Below are 17,695 nucleotides of genomic sequence, written 5' to 3' on the forward strand. Positions count from 1 at the left end.
GGAGAACTGCTTGGGGTGGTCACGGGAGCCTCCACTCGCGGCCGTCACGGCTCATGAGGTCGTCGGCGCTCTGCGGCCCCCACGTGCCGGACACGTACTGGTCGATCCGCGTCTCGTGCTTGGCCCAGTACTCCTCGACGGGATCGAGGATCTCCCAGGAGAGCTCGACCTCCTCGTGGCGCGGGAAGAGCGGCGGCTCGCCGAGCAGCACGTCGAGGATGAGCCGCTCGTAGGCCTCGGGGGAGCTCTCGGTGAAGGCCCGGCCGTAGCCGAAGTCCATCGTCACGTCACGCACCTCCATCTGCGCACCGGGGACCTTGGCACCGAAGCGCATGGTCACGCCCTCGTCGGGCTGGACCCGGATGACGACGGCGTTCTGGCCGAGCTCCTCGGTCGCGGTGTCCGCGAAGGGGAGGTGCGGCGCCTTCTTGAAGACGACTGCGATCTCGGTGACCCGCTTGCCCAGGCGCTTGCCGGTCCGCAGGTAGAACGGGACCCCCGCCCAGCGGCGGGTGTCGACCTCGAGCTTGACCGCGGCATACGTCTCGGTGGACGAACGGGCGCCGACGCCCTCCTCCTCGAGGTAGCCGCCGACCTCCTCGCCACCCTGCCAGCCCCGGGCGTACTGGCCGCGGGCGGTGCCCTTGGCGAGGTCCTTGGGCAGCCGGACGGCCGACAGGACCTTCTCCTTCTCGCTGCGCAGGTGGTCGGCGTCGAACGACACCGGCTCCTCCATCGCGGTGAGGGCGAGCAGCTGGAGCAGGTGGTTCTGGATGACGTCGCGGGCGGCGCCGATGCCGTCGTAGTAGCCGGCGCGGCCACCGATGCCGATGTCCTCGGCCATGGTGATCTGCACGTGGTCGACGTAGTGGCTGTTCCAGACCGGCTCGAACATCTGGTTGGCGAAGCGCAGCGCCAGGAGGTTCTGGACCGTCTCCTTGCCGAGGTAGTGGTCGATCCGGAAGACCGAGTCCGGCGGGAAGACGTCGGCGACGATCTCGTTGAGCTCACGTGCGCTCTTGAGGTCGTGGCCGAAGGGCTTCTCGATGACGACGCGTCGCCACGAGCCCTCCTCGGGCGTCGACAGCCCCGAGCGCTTGAGCTGCTCGCAGACGGTGGCGAAGAACGACGGGGGGATCGACAGGTAGAACGCGTGGTTGCCGCCGGTGCCGCGCTGCTCGTCGAGGTCCTTGACGGTCTCGGTGAGCAGGTCGAAGGCCTGCGGGTCGTCGAACGTCCCCGGCACGAACCGGATGCCCTCGCTGAGCGAGCGCCACACGTCCTCGCGGAACGGGGTGCGCGAGCGCTCCTTGACCGACTCGTAGACGATCTTGCCGAAGTCCTGGTCGGCCCAGTCACGACGGGCGAAGCCGATGAGCGAGAAGCCCGGCGGCAGGAGCCCGCGGTTGGCGAGGTCGTAGATCGCCGGCATGAGCTTCTTGCGGGCAAGGTCCCCGGTGACCCCGAAGAGGACGAGGCTGCAGGGTCCCGCGATGCGGGGGAGTCGCTTGTCGCGGGGGTCGCGCAGGGGGTTGTGCGTCGCTGTCACACGCGCCGGGCTCATCAGGCTCCTGATGTCGAGAGGGCGGACCGCACCTGGCTCAGACCACGGTGGTGGCTGGTGAGGTGCAGGCGGAGGACGGGGCGGTCGTGCTCGGCGAGGACCTGGGCGTCGCCGCCCGCCTGTGCCGCGATGAACTCGCCGAACGTGAAGTCCCGGCCCGGGACGGCGAGGTCCTCGTCGGGCTCGGCGGTGACCTGGATGAAGACGCCGTTGGCCGGACCGCCCTTGTGGTACTGGCCGGTCGAGTGCAGGAACCGGGGTCCCCACCCGAACGTCACCGGACGTCCCGTGTGGTCGAAGAGGGTGCGGGCCACGTGCTCGAGGTCGGCGTCCTCCTCGCGGTCGAGGTAGGCCATGACGGCGACGTAGCCGCTCGACTCGTCGAGCTGTGCCAGCAGCGCGGTCACGGCACCCGGCAGGGTGTGGGCGTCGCCGAGCCAGTCGCCACCCAGGGTCCGGACCTCCACGGAGCCGTCGACGAACGCCGGCTCCTCGGCGGCCGAGCCGGCCTGGTCGAGCAGGCCGCGGGCGGCCTTCTTGGCGCTCTCGACGTCGGGCTGGTCGAAGGGGTTGATCCCCAGGAGCCTCCCGGCGACGGCCGTGGCGACCTCCCAGAGGAGCATCTGGGCGCCCAGGCTGCCGGACACGGAGATGAGCGAACCGGAGTCGCCGAGGTGGGCCTCGGGGACGTCGTCGCCGGGGCCGGGCTGCTCCGCCGCGATCGAGTCGGGGTGCCGGGGCAGGCCGTGGGTGTCGACGGTGAGGTCGGCGTCGTTGTCGTGCTCGTCGGCCGACGACACGAGTCGCACGACGTTGGCGTCGGCGTAGGTGTGCGTCGGGGCGTCACCGTCGGCGACCACCGGCAGGATGCCGGTGCCGTCCTTGCCGGTGGACTCGGCGATGAGCTGCTCGGCCCATGCGCCGAACCCGACGTTCTCGGTGCCGGCGTCGACGAGGACGAGCTTGTCGCGCAGGGGCTCGGTGCCACCCATCGCCGCACCGAGACGCAGGGCAGGATTGCCCTCGTCGTCGGCTGCCAGGAGGTCGGCGACGGCCTCGGCGTCGTCGAGCAGGGCCCCGACGTCCGCGCCAGCCAGGCCGGACGGCACGAGGCCGAAGGCGGTGAGCGCGGAGTAGCGGCCGCCCACGTCGGGGTCGGCGTTGATGACGCGGTAGCCGGCGGCGCGGGCCTCGGCGTCGAGCGGGCTGCCCGGGTCCGTGACGACGACGATCCGCCGGGTCGGGTCGATGCCGGCCTCGGTGAACGCCGCCTCGAAGGCGCGGCGCTGCGAGTCGGTCTCGACGGTGGAGCCCGACTTCGACGAGACCACGACGGCGGTCCGGTCGAGGTGCGTCGAGACCGCGCGACGGACCACGTCGGGGGCCGACGAGTCGAGGACGACGATGTCGACCCCGGCCGTCGCGCAGATGACCTCGGGGGCCAGGGACGAGCCGCCCATGCCGCAGAGCACGATGCGGGACACGCCGTCCTCTCGCAGCTCCTCGCGCAGTGCGGAGATCTCACCGAGCAGGGGCCGGGACGAACGGGGGAGCCCGACCCACGACAGGCGCTTGCTCGCCTCGTCCTCGGCTGCCTCGCCCCAGAGGGTGGCGTCCTGGGCGAAGATCCGGCTCGCGACCCGGTCCGAGACCAGGGTGGGCACGTGGGCCGCGATGGCGTCGGCCGCGGCCCCGCGGGCGCTGACCTCGAGGCTGCTCATCGAGCGGCCTTGTCGAGCTCGGCCTGCACGCCCGCGAGCAGCTCCTCCCACGACTTCTCGAACTTGTCCACGCCTTCCTTCTCGAGCTGGGCGGTGACTTCCGAGTACGAGATGCCGAGACGCTCGAGGGCGTCGAGCACCTCCGAGGACTCCTCATAGGTGCCCTCGATCGTGTTGCCGGTGATCTCGCCGTGGTCCTTGACCGCGTCGAGAGTCTTCTCGGGCATGGTGTTGACGGTGCCGGGCGCGACGAGCTCGGTGACGTACATGGTGTCCGGGTATGCCGGGTCCTTGACTCCCGTGGACGCCCACAGCGGCCGCTGCGGCTTGGCACCGTCGGCCTCGAGGTTCTTCCAGCGCGGGGTCGAGAAGACCTCCTCGTAGGCCTGGTAGGCCAGACGCGCGTTGGCGATGGCCGCCTTGCCCTTGAGCTTCTTGGCGGCGTCCGCGTGCTCGCCCTCGATGGCGTCGAGGCGCTTGTCGACCTCGGAGTCGACGCGTGACACGAAGAACGACGCCACGGACGCGATGGTGGTGATGTCCTTGCCGGCCTCGCGGGCCTGCTCGAGACCGGTGAGGAAGGCGTTCATCACCGCGCGGTAGCGGTCGAGGCTGAAGATCAGCGTGACGTTGACCGAGATGCCCTCGGCGACGACCTGGGTGATCGCGGGCAGACCCTCGACGGTCGCGGGGATCTTGACGAGCAGGTTGGGGCGGTCCACGAGGTCGCGGAGCTCCTTGGCCTGGGCGACGGTCCGGTCGGTGTCGGCCGCGAGTCGCGGGTCGACCTCGATCGACACGCGGCCGTCGAGGCCGTCGGTCGCCTCGAACACCGGGAGCAGGACGTCGCAGGCGTCACGGACGTCCTGCGAGGTCATGGCGGTGACGGCGTCGTCGAGGGTGCTGTTGTCGGCGGCGAGCTGGGCGACCTGCTCGCTGTAGCTCTCGCCGTCGGAGAGGGCGACCTGGAAGATCGACGGGTTGGTCGTCACGCCGACGACGCCCTTGGTGTCGATGACCTCCTGGAGGTTGCCCGAGGTGAGGCGCTCCCGGCTGAGGTCGTCGAGCCAGATGGAGACGCCGTTGTCGGCGAGGGCCTTGAGTGCGGTGTTGTCCGTCATGGGACTCACTTCCCAGCCTTGGCCGCAGACTTGCGGGCAGGCTTCTTGGTGGTGGGCACGTCGGTGCCGGTGTCCTTGCGACTGCGGGGTGCGGTCTCGGTGGGTCCGGCGACGCCGGCACCCGCCTTGGCCGCCTTGATCGAGTCCGTGGCCGCCTTGACGACGGCCTCGGGGGTGAAGCCGAACTCGGTGAAGAGGGTCTTGGCGTCGGCCGAGGCGCCGAAGTGCTCGATGCTGATCGAGCGGCCGGCGTCGCCGACGATCTCGCGCCAGCCCTGGGCCACACCGGCCTCGACGCTGACACGGGCACGCACGGCCGGGGGCAGGACCTTGTCGCGGTAGCTCTTGGTCTGCTCCTCGAACCACTCGCGGCACGGCATCGAGACGACGCGAGTGCGGACCCCGGACTTCTCCAGGGCGAGGCGGGCGTCGAGGGCGACGGAGACCTCGGAGCCGGTGGCCACGAGGATGACCTCGGGGGCCTGCTTGCCGTCGTCGCCGCCGTCGATGAGGACGTAGCCGCCCTTGGCGACGTTGCTCGCCTTGGCGTGCGTGGAACGGTCGACCGTCGGCAGCGCCTGACGGCTCAGCGCGAGGGCCGCCGGGCGGGCGTTGCGCAGGACCGCGCCCCACGCCGCCGACGTCTCGTTGGCGTCGGCCGGGCGGACGACGTCGAGCCCGGGCATGGCCCGCAGCGAGGCGAGGTGCTCGATCGGCTGGTGCGTCGGGCCGTCCTCGCCGAGACCGATCGAGTCGTGCGTCCACACGAAGGTCACAGGCAGCTGCTGGATGGCGGCGAGGCGCACGGCGGGGCGCATGTAGTCCGAGAAGACGAGGAACGTGCCGCCGTAGGGGCGGGTGAGGCCCTCGAGCGCGATCCCGTTGAGGATCATGCCCATGCCGTTCTCGCGGATGCCGAAGTGGAGCGTGCGGCCGTAGGGGCCGCCCTTCCACTCGGACGTCTGCTTCGACTTCGGGACGAAGGACGGCTCGCCGGCCATCGTCGTGTTGTTGGACTCCGCGAGGTCGGCCGAGCCACCCCACAGCTCGGGCATGACCGGTGCGAGGGCGCCGAGGACCTTGCCGGAGGCGGCGCGGGTCGCGATGCCCTTCTCGTCGGCCGGGAACGTCGGCAGGGCGGCGTCGAGACCGTCGGGGAGCTCGCCGGCGACGAGCCGGTCGAGGAGGGCGGCGGCGTCCTTGTTCTTGCGACGCCACGCCGCGTAGCCCTTGTTCCAGTCCTTGTGCGCCGCCTTGCCGCGGGCCTTGACCTTGCGGGCGTGCGCGAGGACGTCCTTGTCGACCTCGAAGGTCTTCTTGGGGTCGAAGCCGAGCAGTCCCTTGAGACCGGCGATCTCCTCGTCACCCAGGGCGGAGCCGTGCGACTTGCCGGTGCCCTTCTTGGTGGGCGAGGGCCACGCGATGACCGTGTGCAGGCGCACGAGGGTCGGGCGCGACGACTTCTTGCTGGCGTTGAGGGCGGTGAGCAGGGCGTCGACGTCCTCGACGTAGTCGACCGTGCCCGCCGGGTCGTTGCTCTGGCGCCAGTCGACGTCGACGACCTCCCAGCCGTAGGACTCGTAGCGCTTGGCCACGTCCTCGGAGAAGGAGATGTCGGTGTCGTCCTCGATCGAGATCTGGTTGGCGTCGTAGACGACCGTGAGGTTGCCGAGCTCCTGGTGGCCGGCGAGCGAGCTGGCTTCGCTGGCCACACCCTCCATGAGGTCGCCGTCGGAGGCGATGACCCACACGTGGTGGTCGAACGGGCTCTGGCCCGCCTTGGCGTCGGGGTCGAGGAGGCCGCGCTGGCGGCGCTGGGCCATCGCCATGCCCACGGCGGAGGCGAGGCCGGAGCCGAGCGGGCCGGTGGTGATCTCGACACCGGGGGTGTGGTGCACCTCGGGGTGGCCGGGGGTGAGCGATCCCCACGTGCGCAGCGACTTGAGGTCCTTGAGCTCGAGCCCGTAGCCGGACAGGTAGAGCTGGATGTACTGGGTGAGGCTCGAGTGGCCGCACGAGAGCACGAAGCGGTCGCGACCCAGCCACGTGGGGTCGGACGGGTCGTGCGTCATGACGTTCTGGAAGAGCAGGTATGCCGCGGGCGCCAGGCTCATGGCCGTGCCGGGGTGGCCGTTGCCGACCTTCTGGACCGAGTCGGCAGCCAGGACGCGCACGGTGTCGACCGCACGGACGTCGAGGTCGCTCCACTTCGCCTTGCGAGCCGTGGGACGCGCGAGCTGGTTCGAGCGCTGGGGCTTGGCAACGGTGGTGGCGCGGCGGGCGCTGGCCCGGCCTGCCTTCGTCGTGGTGGTGGACACGTGGAGCCTCTCTGACGTGGCGGCATTGTGATGCAGGTCAAACGATCGATCCCACCCTAGACCGCGCTTTCACCCAACGGACGACCGTGTCTCGCTGCATGGGTGGCCACCGTTAGACTCGCATCGACCGACCGCTCCAGAGCACCCCCGAAGGACGCCGTGGCAACCGCCCCGATCACCACCGCCTCGTCGGCCCGACCGACGTCGGGCTGGAAGCGATCGGTCGGCAACTACGTCGCGCTGACCAAGCCCCGCATCATCGAGCTGCTGCTCGTGACGACGGTTCCGGTGATGTTCCTCGCCGAGCGCGGTGTCCCCGACCTCTGGCTCGTCGTGGCCACCCTCATCGGCGGCACGTTGAGCGCCGGAGCGGCCAACACCTTCAACTGCGTCTACGACCGCGACATCGACGCGCTCATGGACCGCACCCGCAACCGGCCGATGGTGACGGGCGAGATCAGCCCCCGCGCCGGTGTCGTCTTCGGGTCCGCCCTCACGGTCGTCTCGACCGTGTGGTTCCTCGTCCTGGTCAACCTCGCGTCGGCGCTGCTGTCGCTCGCGGCGATCGCGTTGTACGCCGTCCTCTACACGATGGTGCTCAAGCGACGCACCCCGCAGAACATCGTCTGGGGCGGTGTGGCCGGCTGCATGCCGACCCTCATCGGCTGGTCGGCCGTCACGGGTGGCGTGGGCTGGCCGGCGGTCATCCTCTTCCTCGTGATCTTCTTCTGGACGCCGCCGCACTACTGGCCGCTGTCCATGGCGTTCAAGGACGACTACGCCAACGCGCACGTCCCGATGCTCCCCGTCGAGCGCGGCGCCGTCGCGGTCGCCCGTCAGATCGTCGCCTACAGCTGGGTCATGGTGGCCGTCTCGCTGGCGCTCGTGCCGGTGGCCGACATGGGCTGGGTCTACCTCGTCGCTGCCGTCGTCAGCGGGGTCGTCTTCGTGGGTGAGGCGCACCGGCTGCTCCGTCTGGCCAAGCAGGGTGCCGCGACCAAGGTGCTCAAGCCGATGCGCCTGTTCCACTTCTCGATCACCTACGTGACGCTGCTGTTCCTCGCGGTCGCCGTCGACCCGCTGGTCCACATCGCCATCGGCTGACCCGGCATCGACCGTCCCCTGCGGTAGGGGCCCACGAACACCGACAGCGAGCACAGGGCGTGCAGGGCACCCATGAGCAGGATCGTCTCGCGGACACCGAGCCACGTGCCGAGTGCTCCGGCGACGAGACCCGCCAGCGGCATCGTCCCGAAGTTGAGGACGGCCGACGTGGCCGTGGTGCGGCCGAGCAGCTCGGCCGGCACGTAGCGCATCGTGAACGACCGTCGCACGACGTTGGCGCCCACGACACCCACGCCCACGACGAGCGACCCCACGCCGACGAGCGCCGCGCCGGGTCCGGGCCAGGCCAGGCCGACGAGCAGGGCTGGCGGACCGCCGAGGACCTGCAGCCAGCGCAGCGCCCCGGCGTTCCCGAGCCACGTGGTCGTCCGGGTCGCGACGGTGGCGCCGAGGAGGCCACCGACGGCGCCGACGGCCATGACGAGCCCGACGGAGCCGGGCTCCAGTCCGAGGTCGCGGACCATGAAGAGCACGAGCAGCGCGCCGTACCCGGTGAGCGCGAAGTTGCTCACCCCTCCCTGGATCGAGAAGAACCGGAGGAAGGGGTCGCGGGCGACGATCGAGACGCCCTCGCGCACCTGGGTCCACATGGGCCGGCGGGCCGGCTGGTCGGTGGCGGGAGCGAGCTCGTCCGGCCGCATCCGCGCGAGGCACACGAAGGACGCGAGGTAACCCACGACGTCGATGACGACGGCATACGCCGCCGAGAAGATCTGGACGAGAAGGCCACCGACACCGGGCCCGCCGATCTGCATCGCGGACTCGGTCCCGAAGAGCCGCGCGTTGGCGCGCTCGAGGTCGTCGCTCGCGACGACACGGGGGAGGAAGGCCGCGTATGCCGTCCGGAAGAAGACCGTGGAGCAGCCGACTCCCAGCGCGGCCACGACGAGGTGGGGGAGGGTGAGCACCCCGGCGGCCCAGGCCACCGGCACCGTCCCGATGGCCGCGGCGGCGGCGAGGTCGGCCGCCATCATGACGCGGCGGGGGTCCGAGCGGTCGACCCAGGCGCCGGCGAAGAGGCCGAGCACGAGCCACGGAAGCCAGATCGCGCCGGCGAGCAGGCCCATCCAGAACGGCCCTGCGTCGAACTGCGTGACGGCGATGAGCGGGAGGACGACGGTCGTCGTCATCGACCCGAGGACGCTGATCCCCTCGCCGGCCCAGAAGAGGGTGAAGTTGCGGTTGGCCCCCAGCGGGGGTGGCTGGGTCCTCACGGCTGCGCCGGGAAGCCGCGGGCGAAGACGAAGACCGACTCGCGCTCGACCCCGTCGTCGGGCACCTCGCGCCGGCTCCAGCGAAGGAGCACGTCGACGACCTCCTCGGCCACGACGCGGAGCTCGTCGGGGGAGAGGCGCAGCCAGTGCTGGGTCGCGAAGGCCGCGTCGTCCCAGTCCGGCACGGTGGCGGCGTTGCCGTTCCACTCCTGCACCCGCTCGAACTGTCGCTGCACGGTGAGCGCCTCGGCGGCGTACGCGGCGGTGACGGCGGCCGTGTCGGAGGCGAAGTCCGCGCGCGACCACCGCGTGCCGGGGTCGACGAGGCGCCACCAGCGCTCGCGCCGGTCCTTGGCCAGCTCCGGTGCCTCCGCGACGAGCCCGGCCTCCGCGAGCACCTTGAGGTGGTGGCTGGCGGAGCCGACGGCCTGACCGGTGCGGGCGGCGAGGCCGGAGGCGGTGGAGGGCCCGTCGACCTTGAGCGCGTCCATCATCCGGGAGCGGAAGGGGTTGGCCATGGCCGAGAGGGCCTTGGCGTCGGTGATCGTGCGCACCCCGTGGGCGGGGTCGGGGGAGGGACGGGCGGGTCGTTCGTCGCGGGTCATGTCGAGGACGATAGACCCACAAGAACTCTTGTGCAACTAGTCTTGTGCAATCTCCCGCAGCGACACGATGCCGTTCGTCAGGGCGACGACGAGGGCGGCGGCGCCGAACATGTGGGTGAGGACGAGGACCTCGGGCAGGTCGGTGAGGTACTGCACGTAGCCGATGAGGCCCTGGGCGAGGGTGACGAGCAGGACGGTGCGCCAGGCGGTGCCCACGGAGCGGGGCGCCGACGACAGCCGGGTGGCCAGCCAGACGGCCACGACGAGCCCGATGAAGAGCATGACCGCGTCGGCGTGCAGCCACGAGATCGTGCGCGGGTCGAAGCCGAACCGCGCGGGTGCGTCGGCGTCTCCCGAGTGGGGTCCGGAGCCGGTGACGACCGTGCCGAGCGTGAGCACCACCGCGGCGACGCCGCAGGTGAGCCACGCGACGCGGCGGACGAGGTCGTGGACGAGGAGTCGCGGCTCGCCGTCGCCCTCGTCTCGGACGAACCACAGGTATGCCGCGGCGGCCACGAGCGAGGCGGAGACGAGGAAGTGCGCCGCCACCGTCACGGGGTGGAGCTCGGTGAGGACGGTGACGCCGCCGAGGAGGGCCTGCACGGCCACGCCGACGAGGACGGTCACGGCGGCGATCTTGAGGCGCCGCACCGGTGTCCACTTCCACACCGCCCAGACCGCGAGGATCGCGACGACGGTGAGGACGCTCGTCAGGGTGCGGTTGCCGAACTCGATGACCTTGTGGATGCCCTCGGCCTGCTCGCGCACCGGGACGTAGGAGCCGGGCACGCACTCGGGCCACGTGGGGCACCCGAGGCCGCTGCCGGTGAGCCGCACGAGGCCGCCGGACACGATGATGCCGACCTGTGCCACGAGGTTGGCGAGCAGGATGTGGCGGTGGATCCGGGGGATGGGCTTCCTCACCCCCGCAGGGTAGGCGAGCGAGCCGTGCGCGCCCACGCCGGGCACTGCGTGGAGGGCCTGTCCAAGGGGTTTCCGGAGCACCGATGCGCCGTTTGACCGTTTCTTGACCGTGGCTTGACTTCGGGTGTGCCCGCGCCGGACAAGGTCCGAGTTTGGCAAAGGATTGGTCAGATTCGTTGACGCACTCCGGCGTGCGCCGGTTGGGTCGGAGCGCGCCGAAGCCCGTGGCACACCCGAGGCCACACCGGAGGGGGACGACGCACCACCCGTGGCAGCACGTCACCACGTGCTGCCCGACCGAGAAGAGGCACGACGTGATTCGACGTTCCACCGGAGCCATGGCGGTCACCGCCGCACTGGCCCTCCCCCTGGCGCTGCCCGTTGCGGGCGCCCTCGGCCTCACGGCCGGTCCGAGCGCGGCACCCGCCGCGGCCGCCGCCAAGGCCGACCCGGCGCGCGACCACGCCGCCCTGGGCCTGTCCAAGGACGAGGAGCTCGTCCTGCGCTCCGTCGTCACGGACAAGGACGGCACCCAGCACGTCCGCTACGACCGCACGTTCAAGGGCCTGCGGGTCATCGGTGGCGACCTCGTCGTCGAGAACTCGCCGAAGGGCGCCAAGAAGGACGCCCGCTTCAACGCCTCCGGGCGCGCGTCCGTCGCCTCGACCACCCCGAAGAAGAGCGACGCCGAGGCCCGCGGGGTCGCGGCGAAGAAGGCCGGTCGTGCGTCGAGCGTCAAGGACAGCGAGCTCGTCGTCTGGGCCGGCGGCGCCTCGCCGCGCCTGGCCTACGACGTCCTCACCGAGGGCGTCAAGGCCGACCAGACCCCGACCCGGCTGCACACCCTCGTCGACGCCGACAACGGCGCGGTCCTGTACTCGTGGGACGAGATCAAGCAGGGCACCGGCAACTCGCAGTACTCCGGCCAGGTGACGCTCAACTCCACGCAGTCCGGCTCCTCGTGGCTGCTCAAGGACACGCTCGGCAACTACACGACGGACCTCAACGGCGCCACGACCGGCACCGGCACGCAGTTCACCGACGCGGACAACATCTGGGGCAACGGGTCGACGACCTCGCGCCAGACCGCCGGTGTCGACGCGCAGTACGGCGCCGAGAAGACCTACGCCTACTACAACTCGGTCCTCGGTCGTCGCGGCATCTGGGACAACGGCACCGGCGCCCGCAGCCGGGTCCACTACGGCAACGCCTACGTCAACGCGTTCTGGGACGGCACCCAGATGACCTACGGCGACGGCTCGGGCAACACCAAGCCGCTCACCTCCATCGACGTCGCGGCCCACGAGATGAGCCACGGTGTCACCGAGAACACCGCCAACCTCAACTACAGCGGCGACGCGGGCGGCCTCAACGAGGCGACCTCCGACATCTTCGGCACCGCCGTCGAGTTCTACGCCAACAGCTCCACCGACGTGGGCGACTACCTCATCGGCGAGAAGATCAACATCAACGGCAACGGCACCCCGCTGCGCTACATGGACAAGCCGAGCAAGGACGGCTCGAGCCCCGACTGCTGGTCGACCAACACCAAGAACCTCGACCCGCACTACTCCTCGGGTGCGCTCAACCACTGGTTCTACATGGCCTCGGAGGGCTCGGGCGCCAAGACCATCAACGGCGTGAGCTACAACAGCGCGACCTGTGGCGGTGCCCCCGCCGTGACCGGCGCCGGCCGCTCGAACATCGAGAAGGTCTGGTACCGCACCCTCTCGACGAAGCTCACCTCGGGCAGCACGTATGCCGCGGCGCGCAACGGTGCGATCGCCTCCGCCAAGGAGCTCTACGGCGCCTCCAGCGCCACCTGCACCGCGGTCCAGTCGGCCTTCGACGCGATCGCGGTCCCGGCCGGGACCGAGTCCTGCGGCGGTGGCTCGACGCCCACGCCGACCCCGACGCCCACGACCCCGCCGTCGGGCAACCTGCTCGCCAACCCGGGCTTCGAGTCCGGTGCCGTGAGCTGGACCGGCACGGCCGGCCCGATCACGAACAACACCGGTCGCCCGGCCCGCACGGGCTCGTGGAAGCTCTGGCTCGGGGGCAACGGCTCGGCCTCGACCGAGACGGTCGCGCAGAGCGTGGCCATCCCGTCGACCGTCACCAGCGCGACGCTGTCGTTCTGGCTGCGCTCCGACACGGCCGAGAGCGGTAGCACCGCCTACGACACGATGAAGGTCCAGGTCGTCGACGGGGCCACCACCTCGACGCTCGCGACGTACTCCAACGTCGGGACCAACGCGACCTACACGCAGAAGTCCTTCGACGTCACGGCATACAAGGGCAGGACGATCAGCGTGAAGTTCCTCCTCTCGGAGGACTCCTCGCTCCAGACGTCCTTCGTCGTCGACGACACGGCGCTCGCCACCAGCTGACGCCCGGCGTGGGCCGGCGCTCCTCACGGGGCGCCGGCCCATACCGTTGTCCCGAACCGGAAGGACCCCCAGATGGTGAGCTCCACCTCCCTGACCGCACCACTTGCCGCCCTCGCCTTCGGCCTCACCGGCCTCGTGGCCGCGAGCGCCTCCGCCGACCCCCTGAGCGTGACCGCGGTGGCGGCGAGCCCGGACATCTCGGTCACGAACACCCAGGCCCACCTCACCCAGCTCCAGTCCATCGCGACCGCCAACGGCGGCAACCGGGGGACCGGCCGACCGGGCTACGCGGCGTCGATCGGCTACGTCAAGGGCAAGCTCGACGCCGCCGGCTGGGTGACGTCGGTCCAGAGCTTCTCGACGTCGTCGGGCACCTCGTCCAACCTCGTCGCCGAGTGGCCGGCCGGCGACCCCGACCACGTCGTCATGCTCGGCGGCCACCTCGACAGCGTCGCCAACGGCGCGGGCATCAACGACAACGGCTCCGGCAGCGCCGGCGTCCTCGAGTCGGCCCTCGCGTATGCCGCGAGCGGCCAGAGCGCCAAGAACCGTCTGCGCGTGGCCTTCTGGGGTGCGGAGGAGCTCGGCCTCCTCGGCTCCAAGCACTACATGAGCACGCTGCCGACCGCCGACAAGGACAAGATCGAGGTCTACCTGAACGTCGACATGATCGGCTCGCCCAACCCGGGCTACTTCGTCTACGACGACAACCCGGCGGGCAACGGCGCGCGGGACGAGCTCACGAGCTGGTACACGTCCAAGGGCATCCCGTGGGAGTACATCGACGTGCAGGGCCGCAGCGACCACGCGGCCTTCCGGTCCTACGGCATCCCGACCGCCGGCATCTTCAGCGGCGCCGAGACCCTCAAGACCTCGAGCCAGGCACAGAAGTGGGGTGGGACCGCGGGGCGGGCGTTCGACCCCTGCTACCACTCGTCCTGCGACACGACGGCGAACATCAACGCCACGTCGCTCGACCGGGGCGCCGACCTCATCGGTCACATGCTCTGGCTGTATGCCGCGAAGGACTACGGCACGACGCCTGCACCAAGCGGCAACCTGCTCGAGAACCCGGGCTTCGAGTCCGGCGCCGTGAGCTGGACCGGGACCTCCGGCCCGATCACGAACAACAGCGGTCGCCCCGCCCGGACAGGGACGTGGAAGGCGTGGCTCGGCGGCAACGGCAGCACGTCGACCGAGACGGTCCAGCAGGGCGTCTCGATCCCGTCGACAGCCACGAGCGCGACGCTGTCGTTCTGGCTGCGCACCGACACGGCCGAGAGCGGCAGCACCGCCTACGACACCCTCAAGGTCCAGCTCGTCGACGGAGCCTCGACCTCGACGCTCGCGACCTACTCCAACGTCGGTGCGAACGCGACCTGGACCCAGAAGTCCTTCGACGTCACGGCATACAGGGGCAGGACGGTCAGCGTGAAGCTGCTGCTCACCGAGGACTCCTCGCTCCAGACGTCGTTCGTCGTGGACGACACCTCGCTCGCCACGAGCTGAGGCCCCAGAACGGCGATGGGCCGGCACACCTCCGGGTGCCGGCCCATCGTCCTGCCCGGCGGAGGTGCTGCTGCGTCAGTCCGACCAGCGGAACCAGCGTGCGGTGGCCGCGGAGGCGGCGCCAGCCCAGACCAGCAGGACGAGCCACTGGGTGAGCGGCCAGCCACCCGACACCAGGGAGAGGCGCAGCCCGTCGCCCAGCGCACCCGAGGGCAGGAGACGGGCGAGCGTCGTGAGCGCGTCGGGGAGCCGGTCGGTCGGGAGCAGCACGCCGAGACCGAGGAGCAGGACCCAGGCGAGGTTGGCCAGGGCGAGCACGCCCTCGGCCCGCACCGTGCCGGCGAGCAGGAGGGCCAGCGCGAGGAAGGCGGCGGCCCCGAGGACGACGGTGACGAGCGCGGGCACGACACCGGCACCCGCGGGCCGCCAGCCCAGGAACGCCGCGATGGTCCCGAGCACGACGAGCTGGAGCGCGACGACGAACCCGACGGCGCCGAGCTTGCCGACGAGCAGCCCCTCGCGCCCGAGCGGGCTCACACCGAGGAAGCGCAGGACACCGTGCCGTCGGTCGAACCCGGTCGCGATCGCCTGCCCGGTGAAGGCCGTCGAGACGACGGCGAGGGCGAGCACACCCGCGGTGGCGACGTCGACGCGCCGGCCGGGGCCGAGGTCGGGGACGTCGCTGAGCGCGAGACCGAGCAGGGCCAGCGTGGGCAGGACGAGTGCGACGAGCAGCTGCTCGCCGTGCCGCAGGATGGTCGCCGTCTCGAACCGGGCCTGGGCCAGCCAGCGACGGCGGGTGGGTGCGGGAGCAGGGGGCAGTGCGGCTGCTGGAGTGGAGGAGGACGCGGCGCCCGGAAGGGAGGTCACCGACGACCACCCGCCGTGAGAGCGAAGTAGCGCTCCTCGAGCGGACGCCCGTCACGCACCTCGTCGAGCGACCCCTGGGCCACGACGCGGCCGCCGTTCATGATGACGACCTGGTCGGCGATCCGCTCGGCCTCCTCGAAGGAGTGCGTGGTGACGACGACGGCCGCCGCGGCAGCCGTCTCCCGCACGAGGTCCCAGACCTCGAGACGGGCGTGCGGGTCCAGGCCGGCCGTCGGCTCGTCGAGGAAGGCCACCTCGGGACGGCCGACGAGGGCGGCCGCGAGGGCGACCCGCTGGCGCTCGCCACCGGACAGGCGCCGGATCGAGCGGCCGGCGACGCGGGTGAGGTCGAGCCGGGAGATGAGCCCGGCGACGTCGGCGGGAGCCGCGTGCAGCCGGGCGACGTGGTGGAGCAGACGTTCGCCGGTCGTCGTCACGGGGAGGCCGCCGTCCTGGAGCATGACGCCGACCCGGGCCCGGTGCTCGGCGGACGCCCGCCACGGGTCGGTGCCGAGGACCCGCGCGGTGCCCGCGGTCGGCCGCTGCAACCCCTCGAGGCACTCCATCGTCGTGGTCTTGCCGGCACCGTTGGGGCCGAGCACGGCGGTCACGGCGCCGGAGTCCGCCGACCAGGAGACGTCGTCGACGGCACGCACCGCGCCGATGTCGCGGCGCAGACCGACGACCTCGACTGCAGACACGGCGCACATTCTAGGCTGGGGTCCACTCGACCCAAGGAGTCCCATGGTCACCATCGACCGCGAGGCCGCCCCGGCCACCGCCGTCGCCGCCGTCCCAGCCCTCGTCGCCGCCCTCGCCGGGCGTCGCGGGACGGCCCTCGTCCTCGCTGCCGTCCCGGCCGCGGTCGCGCTGTTCTTCCGCGACCCCGACCGCACGCCGGACCGGCCCGCCGCGGACGGACCGGTGGACGCCGACACGGTGCTCGCGCCCGCGGACGGCAAGGTCATGTATGCCGGACCCGGCCAGGAGGGCGTCGCGCCCGAGGGGGAGTGGCTGCAGGTGAGCATCTTCCTGTCCGCGTTCGACGTGCACATCAACCGCGCCCCCTACGGCGGGCGGCTGCGCGAGGTGACCTACCGGCCCGGCAAGTGGCTCGCGGCATACAGCCACGAGAGCGCACACCTCAACGAGCGCACCGACCTCGTCGTCGACCGCGAGGTCGACGGCGCGACGCGGACCGTCGTGTTCCGCCAGATCGTCGGTCTCATGGCGCGCCGGGTCGTCACCCGTGTCGCCGCCGGGGACGAGATCGCCACCGGTCAGCGGATCGGGCTCATGAAGTTCGGCTCGCGCATGGACGTCTTCGTCCCGACCGACGCCCGGCTCCTCGTCGAGGCCGGCGCACGCGTCGTCGCCGGTGAGACCGTCATCGCCCGATGGTCCGGCGGATCCCACGCATGAGCGACGACGGATCGGGCCGACGACGGCCCTTCGACCGCTGGCGACTCGTCTCACCCACGGGTGCCGAGGTCGTCTCGCTGCGCCAGCTGAGCAAGCGCGAGCGGCTGCGGGTCACCGCGCCGACGATCTTCACGATCATCAACATGATGAGCGGGCTCTCGTCGGTGCTGCTCGCGTTCCGGGGGGAGTTCACCCTCGCCGCCATCCTCATCGCCGTCTCGATCATCATGGACATCGCCGACGGTGGGGTCGCCCGCCTCGTCGGGGCGACGTCGCCGTTCGGGCTGCAGATGGACTCCCTCGCCGACCTCATCGCCTTCGGCTTCGCGCCCGCGATCCTCGTCCACACGTGGGCACTGCCCGACTACCCCGTCCTGTCGTGGCTCGCGGCGTTCTTCTGGCTGGGCTGCGCGGCCTTCCGCCTCGCCCGGTTCAACGTCACGGTCGACCCGACGGCCGACAAGCGCTACTTCGTGGGACTGCCCAGTCCCGCGGCGGCCGCGGTGGTCATGGCGACGATCTTCGCGCTCAACCAGCCCGATGCCGGCGGCTACGACACCTCGCTCGTCGTGCCGATCCTCGTGAGCGTCGTCCCGGCCGTGCTCATGGTCACGTCGATCCGGTTCCGGTCCTTCCGCAACCTGCTCGCACCGAGCAGCCAGGGGGCCTGGGTCGTCACCGGCCTCATCGCCGTGGCGGTCGTCGTCGGGCTGGTCCTCATCCCCGGGCTCACCGGCCTGGTCCTCGCCTACGGCTACATCCTCCAGGCGCCCCTGGGGGTGCTCACCGCACCGGTGCGTGAGCGGCTCTTCGGGAGCGACGCCGTGGCGCCGCGCCGGCACCGGTTGCCCTCGGTCTTCCTCCCCGACACCGACACCGGGGACGAGCCCTCCTGATCCCCGCGAAGGTTAG

The 17,695-nt window shown here is 71.3% G+C and carries 14 protein-coding genes; 5 read left to right on the top strand and 9 right to left on the bottom strand.

Features of this window, described 5'->3' with window-relative positions; genetic code table 11:
* Nucleotides 1–19: 19 nt before the first annotated feature.
* The 4 genes from zwf to tkt are packed head-to-tail and all read right to left on the bottom strand — an operon-like array spanning nt 20 to nt 6,724.
* Complete coding sequence (gene zwf, locus KLO01_RS12360) at nt 20–1,564, bottom strand: glucose-6-phosphate dehydrogenase (protein WP_147065593.1); 1,545 nt, start codon at nt 1,562–1,564, stop codon at nt 20–22.
* The gene (locus tag KLO01_RS12365; protein WP_147065594.1) at nt 1,564–3,285 is read right to left on the bottom strand and encodes a glucose-6-phosphate isomerase; all 1,722 of its coding nucleotides are present in this window, start codon (nt 3,283–3,285) and stop codon (nt 1,564–1,566) included. The genes zwf and KLO01_RS12365 overlap by 1 nt, the downstream gene beginning before the upstream one ends.
* The gene (gene tal, locus KLO01_RS12370) at nt 3,282–4,406 is read right to left on the bottom strand and encodes a transaldolase (RefSeq protein ID WP_147066077.1); all 1,125 of its coding nucleotides are present in this window, start codon (nt 4,404–4,406) and stop codon (nt 3,282–3,284) included. The genes KLO01_RS12365 and tal overlap by 4 nt, the downstream gene beginning before the upstream one ends.
* A gap of 5 nt (nt 4,407–4,411) precedes the next feature.
* Nucleotides 4,412–6,724, bottom strand: a complete 2,313-nt coding sequence (gene tkt / locus KLO01_RS12375) for a transketolase (protein ID WP_147065595.1) — start codon at nt 6,722–6,724, stop codon at nt 4,412–4,414.
* Between the two features lie 159 nt (nt 6,725–6,883).
* Here tkt and KLO01_RS12380 point away from each other — a divergent pair, with 159 nt between their 5' ends.
* Complete coding sequence (locus KLO01_RS12380; protein ID WP_246136185.1) at nt 6,884–7,828, top strand: heme o synthase; 945 nt, start codon at nt 6,884–6,886, stop codon at nt 7,826–7,828.
* On the opposite strand, the gene KLO01_RS12385 is transcribed toward KLO01_RS12380, so the two are convergent.
* From KLO01_RS12385 to KLO01_RS12395, 3 genes are read right to left on the bottom strand one after another with little or no spacing between them, the layout of a single operon-like run.
* Nucleotides 7,765–9,063 carry an MFS transporter gene (locus tag KLO01_RS12385; RefSeq protein ID WP_186828038.1) on the bottom strand — a complete coding sequence of 433 codons (1,299 nt, stop codon included), beginning with the start codon at nt 9,061–9,063 and terminating at the stop codon, nt 7,765–7,767. The genes KLO01_RS12380 and KLO01_RS12385 overlap by 64 nt on opposite strands.
* Complete coding sequence (locus KLO01_RS12390) at nt 9,060–9,668, bottom strand: ArsR/SmtB family transcription factor (RefSeq protein WP_147065597.1); 609 nt, start codon at nt 9,666–9,668, stop codon at nt 9,060–9,062. Before KLO01_RS12390 ends, KLO01_RS12385 begins: the two co-directional genes overlap by 4 nt.
* A gap of 36 nt (nt 9,669–9,704) precedes the next feature.
* A complete protein-coding gene (locus KLO01_RS12395; RefSeq protein ID WP_246136186.1) occupies nt 9,705–10,592 on the bottom strand; it encodes a COX15/CtaA family protein in 888 nt (295 codons plus the stop codon).
* Between the two features lie 314 nt (nt 10,593–10,906).
* Here KLO01_RS12395 and KLO01_RS12400 point away from each other — a divergent pair, with 314 nt between their 5' ends.
* On the top strand, nt 10,907–12,982 hold the full coding sequence (locus KLO01_RS12400; protein ID WP_246136187.1) for a M4 family metallopeptidase: 2,076 nt from the start codon (nt 10,907–10,909) through the stop codon (nt 12,980–12,982).
* Nucleotides 12,983–13,054: 72 nt separating this feature from the next.
* Nucleotides 13,055–14,491 (top strand): M28 family peptidase, encoded by a 1,437-nt coding sequence (locus KLO01_RS12405; RefSeq protein WP_147065598.1) that lies wholly within the window; start codon nt 13,055–13,057, stop codon nt 14,489–14,491.
* 75 nt (nt 14,492–14,566) lie between these two features.
* On the opposite strand, the gene KLO01_RS12410 is transcribed toward KLO01_RS12405, so the two are convergent.
* Nucleotides 14,567–15,361 carry an ABC transporter permease gene (locus KLO01_RS12410; protein ID WP_246136188.1) on the bottom strand — a complete coding sequence of 265 codons (795 nt, stop codon included), beginning with the start codon at nt 15,359–15,361 and terminating at the stop codon, nt 14,567–14,569.
* Nucleotides 15,358–16,071 carry an ABC transporter ATP-binding protein gene (locus KLO01_RS12415; protein ID WP_147065599.1) on the bottom strand — a complete coding sequence of 238 codons (714 nt, stop codon included), beginning with the start codon at nt 16,069–16,071 and terminating at the stop codon, nt 15,358–15,360. Before KLO01_RS12415 ends, KLO01_RS12410 begins: the two co-directional genes overlap by 4 nt.
* Before the next feature lie 34 nt (nt 16,072–16,105).
* Between KLO01_RS12415 and KLO01_RS12420 the strand changes: the two genes are divergently transcribed.
* On the top strand, nt 16,106–16,783 hold the full coding sequence (locus KLO01_RS12420; RefSeq protein WP_147065600.1) for a phosphatidylserine decarboxylase: 678 nt from the start codon (nt 16,106–16,108) through the stop codon (nt 16,781–16,783).
* Nucleotides 16,780–17,679, top strand: a complete 900-nt coding sequence (gene pssA, locus KLO01_RS12425; protein WP_147065601.1) for a CDP-diacylglycerol--serine O-phosphatidyltransferase — start codon at nt 16,780–16,782, stop codon at nt 17,677–17,679. Before KLO01_RS12420 ends, pssA begins: the two co-directional genes overlap by 4 nt.
* The last annotated feature ends 16 nt before the right edge of the window (nt 17,680–17,695 follow it).

This window comes from Knoellia locipacati, assembly GCF_007992835.1.
Classification (GTDB): Bacteria; Actinomycetota; Actinomycetes; order Actinomycetales; family Dermatophilaceae; genus Knoellia; species Knoellia locipacati.